Source organism: Acinetobacter sp. MF4640 (assembly GCF_002018895.1).
In the GTDB taxonomy this organism is placed as follows: Bacteria; Pseudomonadota; Gammaproteobacteria; order Pseudomonadales; family Moraxellaceae; genus Acinetobacter; species Acinetobacter johnsonii.
This window is the reverse complement of record NZ_MVOM01000012.1, coordinates 1-14,411: the sequence shown is the minus strand read 5'-3', so window position 1 is coordinate 14,411 and position 14,411 is coordinate 1. Positions and strand designations below refer to the sequence as shown.

The following is a 14,411-nucleotide window of genomic DNA, read 5'->3' as shown; positions in this document are numbered from 1 at the left end:
TATAAGGATCGTCTTTGAGTATGTCTGAAAAACCTGTATGTTAAACCTTGATTTATATTTTGATTGGGGAGAATAAGGTGCTTTGGGGAAAAGAAAAAACGGTAGAAACGCAGCAAATTGCCATGCTCGATGAATCACAGTTAAGTGTTTTTTATCCAAAAGTCCAAGAATTCCTCAATCAAGTCAATCAAATCGTTTTAGATAAAAATAAACAAACCCAGTTGGCCTTATGCAGCCTGTTAGCAGGTGGGCATATTTTGTTTGAAGACTTACCCGGTTTAGGCAAAACCACATTGGCCAGTAGCTTGGCACATTTGGCCGGTCTTCAATTTAAACGGATTCAATTTACCAATGACATGCTGGCAAGTGATGTGATTGGGGTGAATATGTTTAACCAAAAAGAACATCTGTTTGAGTTTAAGCAAGGGCCAATTTTTACTCAAATTTTACTCGCAGATGAAATTAACCGCTGTAGTCCGAAAACGCAGAGTGCGCTCTTAGAGGCGATGGAAGAGGGTGTGGTGACAATCGATGCAAGTCGTTATGTACTACCGCAGCCTTTTTGGGTAATTGCAACGCAAAACCCACTTTTTCAAAGTGAAACTTATGCACTACCAGAGTCACAGCTCGACCGTTTTCTTATGCGGCTATCTTTAGGTTATCCATCCCGTCAGGCAGAAAAGGCTTTATTGCAGCAACAATCCCGTCATGACTTGATTCAGCAGTTGATGACAGTATTCTCTGAACAAGACATTCTGGCCTTACAAACTTTGGTGCCACAGATTTATCTGTCTGAGGAAGTCTTGGATTATATTCTAGATTTGGCGGCTGAGACCCGTAAAGGTCGACATGGGTTATCTACACGTGGCGTACTGGCTTTGAAGAAAGCAGCACAAGCATATGCTTTGGTTAAAGCCCGTGCATTTGTTACACCGGATGATGTACAGGCTGTATTTGTCGCAGTCACCGCGCATCGAATAGGGCTGGGTGAAGCTGAAACTGAGCAACTGATGAAGCAAGTCAAAGTTCACTAATAGGATAAGCTGACGCATGCTGTGGCAAAACTGGATAAATAAACGCTTTCAATTCAAAGCTGAAAAACAACTGACCCAAAAAGATGTACTGGTGTTTATTTATCAGCAAGGATATGTATATGTGGTGCTGATTTTAATCACCTTTATTGCAGGGGTGAATTATGCCAATAACTTAATATTAGCGTTTTGTTTTTTAATCAGTGCCGTGCTATGTATGAGTTTTTATTTGACCTTTAAACAACTACATGGGTTAAGTGTTGACCTTGTATTACCTGAAATAGGGCAGGTTGAGAGTGCATTGCAATTACAAATGCATTTCAAACAACAGCATTCACGGCCTCGATACCTTTGGCTCGCTTATGCTGATCATATAGAACAGTTGTTTATTCAAGATACCCATCAGGTGTTCGATTTAAATTTTTTTCCAAAAGAGCGCGGACAGTTTAGTTTTCCAGAGATTAAAATATATTCGACTTATCCATTTGGTCTCGTTCGTGCATGGAGTTATTTTTTTATCCAAGCACCTGTGTGGATAGCGCCTAAAGCTAAGTCTTTAGCGGCAGAAAATAAACAGCAACAGCACAGTTTTGAACCGGACATGGATGAATTTCGAGAATTACGAAATTTTAAAGAGGGCGACTCTTTACAGGCGGTTTCATGGAAACAAGTGGCACAAGGACAAGGTTTATTTATTAAAGTCTTTGAGCAACATCAGGATCAACACAGTTTAGACATCCACTATGTACATATGCCGAGTCCTTCACATGAAGAAAAATTGAGCTTAATGATGGGCTTGGTTGAACAATATGAGCAGTTGCAGTATGCCTATGCACTGTATTTACCCCATAGTGAATTAGCCAAAGGGATAGGGCGAGAACAATACCTTCAAGCCAAATTACTTTTGGCGCAGGCATAGCGAGCACAGTATGCATTCTTCTATTCGTATTGCCATTGTACTGACACTGAGTTTGATTTGGATCACACAACTAAGTTTTAGTCCTGTGCTCTTGAGTGTCATTTTCGCCATTTGTATCGGTTGTCTATGGCATTTCATGAAATCTACGGGCAACCATTTCCCGAAATGGGCAATTTACATTTTGACCCTTGTTGCTATAGCGGTCACTTTTTGGAGCTATCAAAGCTTTTTAGGGGTAGAAGCGGGCGTAGCTGTTTTAAGCATCTTTCTCTTTGCGAAAGCCTTAGAAACAAAAACGCAGCGTGATGTGATTATTCTGTTTAACTTTGCTTTATTTGTTGCGGCGAGTATGTTTTTACATAGTCAGTCATTTATGACGGCAGTGATGGTTTTACTCTGTTTATTGAGTTGTTTGTTGGGGCTGTATCGAGTGCAAACCCATGCTTTTGCATCTGAAAACTCGAATCGTATGGCATTAAGGCAAGATGCAAAACATGTTATTAAATTTGTAGGTCTCGCACTGCCTTTTTTTGTACTGTTATTTATGTTCTTTCCGCGCTTGCCTCCACTTTGGCATATTCCAATTCCTGAAAATAAAGCAGTGACAGGAATGAGTGACACTATGTCACCTGGAGATATTGCGCAATTATCCCAGTCCAGCCATTTGGCTTTTCGTATTATTGGTGATGTCACTCAGCTTCCAAATCGTTCAGAGCTTTATTGGCGCGCGATGGTCTTAGATCAATATGATGGGCAAAAGTGGACCAGTAGTTTTATTAATCAACAAAGTATTTCGGATGATACATTAACGCATATCTCTACATCCAAAAAATGGAACTATCAATATTTACCCGCTGATGTCGCGATTCCGTGGATTATGGCATTGGAATATTCACAACCCTTAGAGCGACGTTATCAGCTACGTCAGGATTGGAGTATTCAGGCTTATCGTCAAGTCCAGCGTGTGGAACCTATTGCATTGCAATGGATGGGAAATGTTCAATTTTCCCAAAGAGAATTATCTAAAATACAACGAAGCATAAACTTAAAAGCGCCTGAGGACATGGACTTGAAAGCGCAGCAATTTGCACAGCAGTTGTTTAGCCAGAGTAACGAGAACCCGAAACGCTATATCCAAAATGTTTTGCAATGGTACCGCAACAATGGTTTTAGTTATACCTTGCAACCGGGCTTGTTGGGACAGCATCGTATTGATGAGTTTTTGTTTCAATCCAAACAAGGTTTTTGTGAACATTATGCTTCTAGCTTCGTGATGCTGATGCGTTATGCGGGAATTCCAGCGCGTATTGTGGTTGGGTATCAAGGTGGCCAGCCTTCACCAGATGCAAAAAGTTGGGAAGTTCGACAGTTAGATGCGCATGCATGGACGGAAGTCTTTGTGGATGGGCGCTGGAAACGCTATGACCCAACAGCGATGATTGCACCACAGCGTATTGAACAGGGTATGCAAGATTTAATGAGCCAAGATGCCAGTGTTTGGGGTGAGAGTAGTCGATGGCATGTACAGCGCTATTCGGTATTAAACAAAATGCGCATTTGGAGTGACTATGCAAGTTATCAATGGCAAAGTAAGGTGGTTGGCTATAATGCAGAGACTCAACGAGGTTGGTTACAGAAGCTAGGACTCCAATCCAGTTATTCATTGGTATTGCTGATTATGATTAGCATTGGTGGATTAGTTTTACTGTACTGGTGCGCTATATTTTGGTGTAAACGTGCTCAAACTTCTGAATATGACATTGTCATTCAATCTTTTTCTCGAAGCTTAACAACTGAGCAGCGTAAACAAGATGCCGAAACGGTAAACAAATGGTTGTTGCGTTTAGCTCAAGACGTTAAACCTGAACAGCAAGTTTTATTTAAGCAGGCGGGTGATTATTATCAACAAATGCGTTATTCCAATAGGTTGAATTCAAAAAGCATTCAACAATTTAGACAGATGCTTAAAACTTGTGCATCTGCTTTAAAAAACAAGAAATAGCGCTTGTCATACTTTTTAAAAGTGAATATTATGCTTTTACTTCAGGTGTATAGCTCAGTTGGTTAGAGCGCTACGTTGACATCGTAGAGGTCAGCAGTTCGAGTCTGCTTATACCTACCAAGATTCTAAACGTTATGTTATAAGGGTTTTAAGCGAAAACAATAGCTTAAAACCCTTTTTTGTTGTCTTGAATAAAGTCTACCCTTAACCGCCATATCCGTTAGATCTGCCCTTTTGGCGGTTATGGCCGTTAAATTTAGACCAAGATTAGACCAAGAATATAGAGTTATAGATCATGAGAATGCCTAAAGCGGTCAAGCGCGGTGAAAGCTACAGAATTAAAATAATGATTGCTGGAAAAACATATTCAGTAACCAAAGACACAGTAAAAGAATGCGAGCAATGGGCTGCGCAAAAGATGCTTGAGGCAAAAGCAAATAAGCTTTCTGAAGATCTAGGCGTAAAGCAACACTATCCCTTTAAAACCCTTTTTCATAAATATTATGACGAGCATGGGCGAAAGCTTCGTGGATCCAAATACATCAAAGAACAATTAGGGCCATTTGATGAAAAGTTTGGTGCGCTGGCAGATATGTCTATTCATGACATCACACCACAGCATTTAACTATCTGGCGCAATAAGCGCTTAAAACAAGTTGGAGCAAATACAGTGCTGCGAGAAATTGCGCTGTACTCATCAGTTTTTAGCTATGCGGTTAAAGAGCTTTTCTTATTGGAAACTAATCCATGGATGGGCATTAAAAAACCGGCTAAGCCTAAAGCACGTAATCGCCGTATTCGTGATGAAGAAATTCAGCTCATTTTAGAGGGATTGAATTATCGTGAAGGGCAGACACCGACATTGCCAGAGCACTATGTTGCATGGGCATTTCTATTTGCTCTAGAGACTGCAATGCGCCGTGGTGAAATTCTCGGTATTACCATGTCTGAAATTTATGATCGGCATGTGCATTTACCTAAAACCAAAAACGGTGATGCTCGTAATGTGCCACTAACTAAAAAGGCCTTGGCTTTGTTGGATCTGATTGATCATGATGGGCCTAAGCTGATTCCACAAAATGAAAATGCTTTCAGGTTAATGTGGGAGCGTCGCAAGGCAAAAGTAGGACTGGCAGATATTCACTTTCATGACACACGCCATGAGGCTATTACTCGTTTTGTGAATAACCAAAAATTACCGGTTGAAGTGCTGGCAAAGGTCACTGGTCATAAAAATATTAAAGTCCTAGTGAATACTTATTACAACCCGGATGTTGAAGATATTGCGGATATGATGGATGCATAAAATTAAAGCCCTTAAATTGGGGCTTTTTCTTTAAATATAGTTTGTATGGCCTTTTTCATTGATTATTCCTTGGTCGCCCGCGTCTCGCAATAGGTTTAGCTGTCAAAATAGCGTGTGCTTGTTCTGGATCGTAAAGACATTTCCCCCGAGTACCTTTGTTGATTGCTGCACAGCGGTCACGGACAGCGTCGGGACTAATGCCATAGTACTGAGCCAATTCAGTAGATGATACCAGTTTTGGGCTTACATCCTTGATCGATACGATCTTTGCACCGCCAACTTCAGAGCCTACGAATAATTGAGGTGCTTCACCTTGTACGGTGATTTGAAAAATTCCCATTTAAGATACTTCCTTCTTAATATCAATTAACTCAAACGGTAATTTGGTATCCAAGCCCTTGCATTCATCCTTATATCCAAAACTTACAAGGATGTGATAAAGGGCAGAGGCTTGCTCCGCCGTGAATGTTTTGGTTGTGCCTGATTGACCTATAACAAGTGGTGCGAATTCTTCAGCAAGGTCTTGGGCGATGTGTTGGAGGTTAGTCATATGAGCCGGCTCCATTTTCATAAATGTGATCCAGTGAGTATTTGCACGCTTTCCACTGATGTGTCCGAAGACAGGCTTTTGATCAGTCAAAGCTAAAATTTCACTGACTTTAATTTGTGTTTCATTCCACTTAAAAATCAGAACACCGCCGTTGGCCAACACGCGGAAACATTCCTCAAATCCTTTTCGAATATCATCCCGCCAACTTGCTTGAAGTTTTCCATACTTCAAAGCAAGCCAGCTTTCTTTTCCTGCTTTAATCAAATGAGGTGGATCAAATACGACTAAATTGAATTGACCATCTTTGAATGGCATTGCTCGAAAGTCCATTTCAATATCGGGCGAGACCTCAAGAGAGCGACCATCACATAAAATGTGCTTTTCAGCACGAATATCTCCGAATACGACATTTGGATTTGTACGATCAAAATGCATCATGCGAGAGCCGCAGCAGGGGTCAAGGATTGGGGCATTCATGACTTTGCTCCTGTGCTTTTGGTGCTTGCGGCAAATGCATCCAGTGTGTGATTTCACAATCATCAAATTCATCTAATGCGACGACTTGATAAACATTGAATTTGGCAAGTTTTGTTGTCGAGATGCCTAAAAGTAAATCTCCTTCACTTGGCAACTCATCATCAACCGAAATCCATTCAGGCACCGCTTGGGCTTTGGCTTGCCATGCTTCCCAACAGGTTTGAGTGTGCTTATCAACATAAAAGTCTAGATCGAGCGCAAACTGCATAAAATGGGCGCCATAGCGTGATTCAAACCACGCCTCAAACGCTTCTTTTTCTTTCTGAATATCCATCAGTCTTCATCCTCCTGAAAATCATCAATATCAAAACGCCATTTATCAATCAGACCGTTTTCATTGATGTTCATGATGATGTAATCGCCATAGCCACGTTCAGCGGGGCATAAGGTTTTAGGCACATAACCATCGTCTTGCGATTGAATTACAGCGCCGTTTTCATCTAACAATGTACTCATCACGCCACCTCAATCTTCTTATTCAGCGCTTCAATAAATTGCTTGCCGATAATTAACCAGTGATTTAGAAAATCCCACCAAAGCAACTGGCATGCTTTATTCATTTTTCCGTTCTGCCAAAGCACTATTTGTCTGCGCTCTTTCGGCATTTTGGGATTTATACAAGTGATAGAACCATCAGCATTTGTCTTTGCGGTAAAACCAACAACAGATAAAAACATCGTGAATTGGTCCATGTGTCTTTTAGGGATTTTTTTCATGGTGAGGCCTATTTACCCGAGCCAAACTGCATTTGATGCTTAACAGCCATGGCTTTCTGATGTTCAACATCATCGGCACAGCCTTTCAAAATAACTAAACAAATACTGAAAATACTGATCATTAGTAGGGTGCTTGCTGCAAAGTTCTTTACCAACTCAATGACTGGCTTATGTTGTGGCTTTGTTTCCTCCAAGGTAGGTTCTTGGTAGAGGATTGCAGAAGTTTGGCTTTTGGTTGCGCCAAACTCAGGTAATTTGCTATGCGATACTGTTTGTTTCATAATGAGCCCCGTAAGCGTGCAAGTGTTTACATTGGGCCCTGATCGCCGTGCAAAGTTATCAGGGCTTTTTAATGTCTATGGATTCAATTAAATTTCACGCCACCTTCCTCGATAGCTTTGCGCATACAACAAATAAAACAGCCGCAATCTTCATCACGATTGCCTTCATTTGCTTCTACAGTATGCGTTTCAGCATGAACGGTTGATTCGCCTAATACGTAGTTTTCCATTTCTTTCGCGGCTTTTACATTGCCATTAGCGATATGCAGTAGTTGTAGGCGAAGGCTTCTATTTTTCATTTTTGGTTTACTCACATTGGGTTGGTGTGTGAATTTAATGCTAACTTTAGTTAGTGATATAGTCAATACAAAAGTTAGCATTATTTACTAACCTTTTTTAATACATGCTAACTTTTGTGTTTTAATAGACAAAAGAAAACCCACCGTTAGGGTGGGCCATAGTGTTAATAATCGTTAATAATTCTTGATGGTAGAGGGTGTCTACACTATAATTAAATTATGGATTGGGCATTCCCGGTCGGCAAAGAGCTTTGGTGCATACATCAAGGCTCTTTGTTTTTTATTTGGGGTAAATTTTTAATCCATACCCCATATACTGCTCTCCAAGGGCAACTCGACCACCTTTACAATAAAATTTTGTCTTTAATATTTCAAAAGCTCTGTTTTGCTGATTTGGATTGATTACATGCCTTCCAATTGGTCTAGCCACAAGATCGGCAAACTGCAAACCTGATGAGTTTGTCTTTTTAGAAGCAAATATAATATCAAATGGGAAAACTTTATTAGGGTAATTTCCGGAAGGATCGCAAATTCTTCTGAAGCCAAGCTCTAATTGTGAATCTTCATTTTTTCCTCGTGACTCAACAATAATATGGGTCATCCTATTTTGCTGTCCTTTTTCCTTAAGGAAGTAATAAAGCCTTTCCAGACAAAATTTCATAGCTACTTCATATGGATTTGCATCACGATTTACTAATTTATCTTTACGGATTACTGAGCTTATTAAAATAAAATTATTATTACTTATTAAGTCATTAAGATCATCCATTAATAATTGCATACGACATTTATCGAATCCTGAAAAATGCGATGTTCTTTTTCTAATGTCTCTTTCATGAAGAATAATAATATCGTGCCCAAAATGTTTAAATTTAAGGTTTTCAACAGATCTAACTACATTTCCAGTATAATATTTTTTATTAAATACACATAAAGAAAGCACAAAGACAGGGAAGTCTGAATCATTGTTCAGCATATCAACACTGCCGCTTTCATCTACGTAAACAATAAAATCACTATATTCCACAAGAAACCCCTCTTAATAATTACATCGATTTAAGAGTAATTATATTTTTCTATATAAGCCAACAACTTTTCCAACTAATCGGCAGTCTTCGCTAAGTTTTATAATCTGCTCTGGCCAATTGGGGTTTAATGGTTGTAAATACTTATTATCACCTTCAATAATCAACTTTTTAAAGGTTGCTTCTGTTTCCCCATAGCAAGCAATGATAACTAGATCGCCAGTTTGTAAATCAAAAGTTTGCACCTCAGGATTTACATAAATACGGTCATCTGGAAGAAAGAAGGGTGACATTGACATTCCAGTAACTTTTAAGCCGTAACCACTTTTTCCACAATCTTTATTTGGGGGGAGCCATTCATCAATTTCAGTGTCTCTTAACACAGTCTCAATAGAAGAAAGTGAGCCTGCCGCAACCCATGAAATAACAGGAATAGGGCGACCTTCTAATGGGATTTTTTGTGATAGATCAATGTTGTTATCTAATTTTGATGGCGAGCCTTTGCCTGTTAATAACCAGCCATCATCAACATTTAATAGTTTTGCAATTTGTTTTAATGCTTCTGTTTTAGGAATATTTTCCCCTCTGAGCCACTTAGTAACAGCTGCTGAAGATTTGCCAGTTGCTCGGGCAAGATCAGCTTGCTTCAAATTTTTCTCATCTAATTTCTGCTGAATTCTTTCATGAAGAAACATGGCATATATCCATATAAAACACTAACTAATGTTAATACACAATATTGCAACTTAGGTTAGTACGTGCTAACTTACATTAAATAAATATGCTAACTTAGGTAAGTAAATGAAAGTGGTAGACCTCATGCACTACAACAAGTGCAAAACTCGCCGTGAACTGTCGTTAAAAACTGGTTATTCAGAAGTCACTTTATGGAAGTGGGAAAAAAAAGGTATCCCGCCGCGTACTCAAGCAGTTTTTGAATTAACCACAAAAGGGAAATTGAAGGCTGATTTAGAAACCTTAACTCCATAAACATATTTTCACGTTTTCCACCAAATAGGTAAACGTGAATAAATTCAAGGATTCACATATGGACATTAGTAAAGAAACAAAAACAGCGCTGCATAAGATGGTCCATCAATCTACAGGTGTAAGCCCAAAAGATGTCGCAGATGTATTGGGTGTATCGCATAAAACCGTTTTGAATTATGCAAACCCAAATATGGAAACGCATTTGCCAAGCCTGAAAGCTTTTGAAGCAATGCTGACCTACACAGAAAATCCAGCAGTTTTAAAAGTTTGGGCACACAAAATCGGTTTGATGCTGGTTCCCGTAGAAAATACTGATGGTAAAGAGCACCACTTAAGCGTTTTGGAGTCTTTGCTAGGTATGAATGTTGGAAATGGTGCAGCAAACAAACAAGTTTTGAATGCATTGGAAGACGGTGTTGTGACTCCCGCTGAGATGGACGAGACGGATCACATCCTAGAAGAGATGGAACTCAAAATTCAATCACTACGCAAAGCCATGAAAGGTGAGTGCGCTAAGTATTTATCAGCTTTGCAAATAGAAAAAGCCTGATCGCAGAAATCAGGCTTTTAGTGTTCAAAAAACTAATAGAGGCAATCTTGTGAACAAAACCAATCTAACACAACACCCATGCGCTAACAAGTGCAGCAATTTTAAAGAAGAGCAGTGCAACCACTGTTTAGTGACTCAAGTTGAAAAGCGCGAATTTGAATTAGGTCTGGCACCCGATGAGGCGTATGTGAAAACCATATCGGTGGAAGCAACAACATGCTCAGATTTCGTGAAAGGCGACACGGTTGTATTTGTTGACGCATTTATGCCCGACGACCTTATGACGGTTCACCAGGTGCAAGACGATGGGGTTTTACTTAATGGTAATCGCAAATTTGTATTAGCTGATTTATTACGCCACGCCACGACTGTAGAGCTAAACGATAAACGCCGTCTTTCATTGACTGAGCAAAGTTTGGGTGAAGTGTCGTGATAAAAAAAGGAAAAGCCCGAGAGTTGAGATCGGGCTTTAGCATTCAATTCAGAGGGTAAATCTTAATGAATATGCCGATGATAACACAGTTTCAAGAAAATCAAAAAACCATGTCGACTCGCGTTATTGCTGACTTGACAGAAAAGCGTCATGACCACGTTAAGCGTGATGTTGAAAACATGCTTGGGCAGCTTGGTTTAGATATCCCCAAATTTGGGGACATCTATTTTGATGCTCAAAACCGCCAACAAACCGAATATTTGTTAGATGAAGAGCTAACAATGACTTTGGTCACTGGCTACAACATCGTTTTGCGCAATCGAGTTATTAAGCGCTGGAAAGAACTCGAAGACAAAGCATCAAAACCTGTCGAACTCAGTCGAATGGAACTAATCCAGTTGGCCTTGGCTGCTGAACAAGAAAACCAAGCGCTTAAGGACCATGTCGCCGTGTTAGCACCTAAAGCGCAGGCTTTAGACACTATTGCCGATACAAGCAATACATACTGCATTCGTGAATGTTCAAAAACGATTGGCATTAAAGAATCGGAACTTATTCAGTTGCTCATTGATAAGAAATGGGTGTACCGAGATGCATCCAAAAAATTACAGCCAATGGCTCAGTACACGTTAAATGGTGTATTTGCGAATCGCACATCACCAGTTATCAAAAATCACCACGACGGCCAAGAGCGCGTGTTTTTGCATATGCGTGTTACTGCTTTTGGTTTAACACGAATCACAGGTCTTGTAGAGAAATCACGCATGAAGGGAGATTTTGTAGCATGAGTCACTATTCAACACTAAAAGGGCTGGGTAGAGCGATTGCATACTTCCCGCAGCTCGGCATTCACCTGGGTAATCCGTTGGCGGGTATATTCCTAAGTCAGCTTGTATATTGGCACGACAAAACCGATTGTGAATTGGGTGTATATAAGACATCTGAAGAATGGCATAAAGAAACTGGTCTTACTTACAGTCACCAAAAAACTGCCCGTAAATTGCTTAAAGATTTGGGTATTTTGAGTGAAACAGAGAAGCGCTTAGAGCATAAGTTGTACTTCAAATTAAACATTGATGCATTCGATGAATGGTTTGAAAAGTGTATTAATTCTGACCAAAACAGCGAAGGTGAAACAGCAAATTCCCGAACTCGAAATCCTACATTCGGGGGTGAAGTAAAACAACATTCGGGGGTGGAGGAATCCTTTACCCGCGGTGAAGCTAAAAGCACATCCGTTATACACAATATTACTTCAGAGATTACAACAGAGATTACTTCAAAAGATTTAAGTACTGGTGCAAGCAAGAAACCAAACAAATTTGATTTCAAATCTACGTTGATCGAAAACGGTGTATCTGAAAAAACTGCAACTGAATTTATGCAGGTTCGTAAGGCAAAAGGCGGGGTGAATACCGAACGTGCATTCAAACTTCTTGTAAGCCAAATTGCAAAAGCAAATTTAACGTTTGCTCAAGGCATCGAGTATTGCTTAAACCGTCAAAAACCTTGGGCAGCATTTGAGGCACAGTGGTATTTCAACGAGCAAAACCGCACTTCGCAACCACCCGCACCAGTTCAACAACCTTTGGAACGCCGTCGTTTTGGTAGCCAAGCAAATCAACCAGCGCCAATGCGTGATGTTCAAGGAGAGTGCGCATGAGCAATATCCAGTTGTTTGAACAAGCATTTGCGATTGATTTCCCAGTTGAAGTAGCGGACATGGTTCTTCAGCGCATGAGTGATCTTTACGGATCAGCATTCACGAAAAACTTTGAGGTTTATGCGGATGAAGAACTTCGCCAATTGGCATGCACAGTCCTAAATGGCCTAACCCCAGCAGATATCGCACGTGGCTTAGCGCGCATGAACTCTGAGGAATGGTGCCCGAAGAATTTACCGACATTCCGCAGCTGGTGTGAACAGGGCGGTGATTGGTGGACTGCTGATATGGCGTGGGCAAAGGCCATGCAGTTTGAATCAGATCCACAAACGAAGATCACAACGCTGACCAAGCGTGTACTTGATGAGGTTCGCCATGTGTTGACCGCAGAGGGGCAGAAATCAGCTCACTTCGCTTTCAAAGATATTTATGTGGATTACCTACGCCGCGCTAAGGCAAAGGGTATGACGCAAGAAATGTGGGTGAAGCCTAAGGCTCCAAAGCAGCTTGATAACCATGATCGAAATCGTAGTTGTGTTCCTTGTCCACCTGAATTATTGGCGACATTGGGGAAGACTTATAATCGTGTTGGGGGTGAAGTGTGAAATTAGATCATCCATTGATTCGGTACCACGGTGGAAAGTTTCGTTTAGCTGATTGGATTATTAGCCACTTTCCAAAACATGAAACCTATGTAGAGCCTTTTGGTGGTGGTGCTTCGATCTTGCTTAGTAAAATACCGAGCGGTACCGAAATTTACAACGACCTTGATTCTGATGTCGTCAACTTCTTCAAAGTACTGCGCAATGAAACAAAACGCATGAAGCTTGTTGAGCAACTCGAATTAACTCCATATGCGCGAAATGAATTTGTTGAAGCTTATGGTCACACTGAATGTGAAATTGAAAAAGCTAGAAGATTAGTAATTCGTGCACAAATGGGCTTTGGATCTGCGGGAGCTACTAAGGGTAAAACAGGCTTTAGGGCAACTGGCGGTAGAGACAAACCCTATGAGTCTAAGCTTTGGGATGAATACCCATTAAGACTTATTCAGGCAGCTAAAAGACTTAAATCTGTATATATCGAAAATGATGATGCATTGCGAATTATCCAGCAATACGACTCACCAGAAACTTTATTTTTTATAGATCCACCATACCTATGCAGTACTCGTGATTCTGGTACCAAAGCATATCGCCATGACTTAACAGATGAGCAACATGTTCAGTTGCTGGATCTCATTCTTTCATTAAGAGGCAAGGTGATTTTATGCGGGTACCACAGCGATTTATATGACTTGAAATTAAAAAGCTGGAAAAAGCTCACCAAGTTTACACAGGCTTCAGGTGCTAATGGTGGTGTTACGCGCGAGGAAATACTCTGGATTAATCCTCAGGCAGAAAAACAGGGTGATTTATTCGGAGGTGCAGCATGAATCAAGCATTTTCAAAGCTCAATAGTGCCGCCGTACTAGAGCGTGGAATCGATGTTCTTTTAGTTGTTAAAAACACATCAGTAGCAACAGCATCAGAAATACAGCTACAGGTAATGCCGCAGGTGACGAAACGTGCTGTACAGCGCTATTTAAAAAATTTGGTTCAGATGGGGCTTCTGTATGCAAAACACAGTGAAGGCCTAGAAAATCGATATTACCTGAGTGGTAAAGCTAAACAGTTATTTGAGGTGAAGGGATGAATAAAGGCGACCGCGTAAAAGTAGATTTTATTGGTGAATCAGCAACGATTTACTCAGGTAAACGCTTCACTGGATACGGTGTATTAGATCGTGTTGAAGATGGTCGGGTATTTGGGCGCTTGGATGATGGAACGCCGTTTAGTTGCTTTACTGGTGATGTGGAGGTTATCCAATTAGTAGATCGTACTGAAGAATTTGAAGCATTTTTTACAGCACAACCACTCTTTAAAAACTTGAGATTTATACACGGCGATAAGCTCTTTGATTTTGACAAGGGCATCGGGTACCGCAATTTAACCGTTCAAGTTGGCTATGTGTGTTTTTGCAAAGGTGATGGGGAGTTTGTATTGAATGACTAAGTATCTCATTGGCATTGATACAGGTGTGAACACAGGCTACGCCGTGGCAGAAGAC

The 14,411-nt window shown here is 40.5% G+C and carries 21 protein-coding genes, 1 tRNA gene and 1 pseudogene; 14 read left to right on the top strand and 9 right to left on the bottom strand.

From position 1 onward, the window contains the following. The first annotated feature begins 77 nt into the window (after window positions 1-77). The 5 genes from MF4640_RS05780 to MF4640_RS05760 all read left to right on the top strand — a co-directional run bounded on the left by MF4640_RS05780 (window position 78) and on the right by MF4640_RS05760 (window position 5,258). Window positions 78-1,034: an AAA family ATPase gene (locus MF4640_RS05780; RefSeq protein ID WP_078388982.1), complete on the top strand. Its 957-nt coding sequence runs from the start codon at window positions 78-80 to the stop codon at window positions 1,032-1,034. Window positions 1,035-1,050: 16 nt separating this feature from the next. After that, the gene (locus MF4640_RS05775; protein ID WP_078388981.1) at window positions 1,051-1,950 is read left to right on the top strand and encodes a DUF58 domain-containing protein; all 900 of its coding nucleotides are present in this window, start codon (window positions 1,051-1,053) and stop codon (window positions 1,948-1,950) included. A 10-nt stretch (window positions 1,951-1,960) separates the two neighbouring features. Beyond that, a complete protein-coding gene (locus MF4640_RS05770; protein ID WP_078388980.1) occupies window positions 1,961-3,952 on the top strand; it encodes a transglutaminaseTgpA domain-containing protein in 1,992 nt (663 codons plus the stop codon). 43 nt (window positions 3,953-3,995) lie between these two features. Next, window positions 3,996-4,072, top strand: a tRNA-Val gene (locus tag MF4640_RS05765). A 175-nt stretch (window positions 4,073-4,247) separates the two neighbouring features. Next, window positions 4,248-5,258 (top strand): tyrosine-type recombinase/integrase, encoded by a 1,011-nt coding sequence (locus MF4640_RS05760; protein ID WP_078388979.1) that lies wholly within the window; start codon window positions 4,248-4,250, stop codon window positions 5,256-5,258. A 55-nt stretch (window positions 5,259-5,313) separates the two neighbouring features. Here the strand turns inward: MF4640_RS05760 and MF4640_RS05755 are convergent, their stop codons facing one another. From MF4640_RS05755 to MF4640_RS05715, 9 genes and pseudogenes are all read right to left on the bottom strand, one after another. After that, window positions 5,314-5,598 carry a hypothetical protein gene (locus MF4640_RS05755; protein ID WP_062034575.1) on the bottom strand — a complete coding sequence of 95 codons (285 nt, stop codon included), beginning with the start codon at window positions 5,596-5,598 and terminating at the stop codon, window positions 5,314-5,316. 219 nt (window positions 5,599-5,817) lie between these two features. Beyond that, window positions 5,818-6,285 (bottom strand): annotated as a pseudogene (locus MF4640_RS05750) (SAM-dependent methyltransferase); the annotation flags it as partial. Beyond that, window positions 6,266-6,619 carry a DUF551 domain-containing protein gene (locus tag MF4640_RS05745; protein WP_078388978.1) on the bottom strand — a complete coding sequence of 118 codons (354 nt, stop codon included), beginning with the start codon at window positions 6,617-6,619 and terminating at the stop codon, window positions 6,266-6,268. The gene MF4640_RS05745 and the pseudogene MF4640_RS05750, both read right to left, overlap by 20 nt. Further along, window positions 6,619-6,801 carry a hypothetical protein gene (locus tag MF4640_RS19415; protein WP_078388977.1) on the bottom strand — a complete coding sequence of 61 codons (183 nt, stop codon included), beginning with the start codon at window positions 6,799-6,801 and terminating at the stop codon, window positions 6,619-6,621. The genes MF4640_RS05745 and MF4640_RS19415 overlap by 1 nt, the downstream gene beginning before the upstream one ends. Then, window positions 6,801-7,061 (bottom strand): hypothetical protein, encoded by a 261-nt coding sequence (locus MF4640_RS05735; protein WP_078388976.1) that lies wholly within the window; start codon window positions 7,059-7,061, stop codon window positions 6,801-6,803. The genes MF4640_RS19415 and MF4640_RS05735 overlap by 1 nt, the downstream gene beginning before the upstream one ends. An 8-nt stretch (window positions 7,062-7,069) precedes the next feature. Next, complete coding sequence (locus MF4640_RS05730) at window positions 7,070-7,342, bottom strand: hypothetical protein (RefSeq protein ID WP_062034568.1); 273 nt, start codon at window positions 7,340-7,342, stop codon at window positions 7,070-7,072. Window positions 7,343-7,425: 83 nt separating this feature from the next. Next, entirely contained in the window at window positions 7,426-7,641 is a 216-nt protein-coding gene (locus MF4640_RS05725; RefSeq protein ID WP_153042470.1) for a hypothetical protein, read from the bottom strand. Window positions 7,642-7,921: 280 nt separating this feature from the next. Then, complete coding sequence (locus MF4640_RS05720; RefSeq protein WP_078388974.1) at window positions 7,922-8,668, bottom strand: DUF3800 domain-containing protein; 747 nt, start codon at window positions 8,666-8,668, stop codon at window positions 7,922-7,924. 39 nt (window positions 8,669-8,707) lie between these two features. Beyond that, the gene (locus MF4640_RS05715) at window positions 8,708-9,361 is read right to left on the bottom strand and encodes a LexA family protein (protein WP_078388973.1); all 654 of its coding nucleotides are present in this window, start codon (window positions 9,359-9,361) and stop codon (window positions 8,708-8,710) included. A 106-nt stretch (window positions 9,362-9,467) separates the two neighbouring features. Between MF4640_RS05715 and MF4640_RS05710 the strand changes: the two genes are divergently transcribed. From MF4640_RS05710 to MF4640_RS05670, 9 genes are all read left to right on the top strand, one after another. Beyond that, entirely contained in the window at window positions 9,468-9,656 is a 189-nt protein-coding gene (locus MF4640_RS05710) for a hypothetical protein (protein WP_078388972.1), read from the top strand. 58 nt (window positions 9,657-9,714) lie between these two features. Beyond that, on the top strand, window positions 9,715-10,206 hold the full coding sequence (locus MF4640_RS05705) for a phage regulatory CII family protein (protein ID WP_063454637.1): 492 nt from the start codon (window positions 9,715-9,717) through the stop codon (window positions 10,204-10,206). Window positions 10,207-10,255: 49 nt separating this feature from the next. Then, complete coding sequence (locus MF4640_RS05700) at window positions 10,256-10,639, top strand: hypothetical protein (RefSeq protein ID WP_078388971.1); 384 nt, start codon at window positions 10,256-10,258, stop codon at window positions 10,637-10,639. A 71-nt stretch (window positions 10,640-10,710) separates the two neighbouring features. After that, window positions 10,711-11,427 carry a phage antirepressor KilAC domain-containing protein gene (locus MF4640_RS05695; protein ID WP_078389010.1) on the top strand — a complete coding sequence of 239 codons (717 nt, stop codon included), beginning with the start codon at window positions 10,711-10,713 and terminating at the stop codon, window positions 11,425-11,427. Beyond that, the gene (locus tag MF4640_RS05690) at window positions 11,424-12,302 is read left to right on the top strand and encodes a hypothetical protein (protein ID WP_078388970.1); all 879 of its coding nucleotides are present in this window, start codon (window positions 11,424-11,426) and stop codon (window positions 12,300-12,302) included. The genes MF4640_RS05695 and MF4640_RS05690 overlap by 4 nt, the downstream gene beginning before the upstream one ends. Further along, the gene (locus MF4640_RS05685; RefSeq protein ID WP_078388969.1) at window positions 12,299-12,907 is read left to right on the top strand and encodes a restriction endonuclease; all 609 of its coding nucleotides are present in this window, start codon (window positions 12,299-12,301) and stop codon (window positions 12,905-12,907) included. Before MF4640_RS05690 ends, MF4640_RS05685 begins: the two co-directional genes overlap by 4 nt. Then, entirely contained in the window at window positions 12,904-13,737 is an 834-nt protein-coding gene (locus tag MF4640_RS05680) for a DNA adenine methylase (protein WP_078388968.1), read from the top strand. The genes MF4640_RS05685 and MF4640_RS05680 overlap by 4 nt, the downstream gene beginning before the upstream one ends. Continuing rightward, entirely contained in the window at window positions 13,734-13,997 is a 264-nt protein-coding gene (locus MF4640_RS05675) for a hypothetical protein (RefSeq protein WP_078388967.1), read from the top strand. Before MF4640_RS05680 ends, MF4640_RS05675 begins: the two co-directional genes overlap by 4 nt. Next, window positions 13,994-14,356, top strand: a complete 363-nt coding sequence (locus MF4640_RS05670) for a hypothetical protein (RefSeq protein ID WP_078388966.1) — start codon at window positions 13,994-13,996, stop codon at window positions 14,354-14,356. The genes MF4640_RS05675 and MF4640_RS05670 overlap by 4 nt, the downstream gene beginning before the upstream one ends. Window positions 14,357-14,411 lie beyond the last annotated feature (55 nt).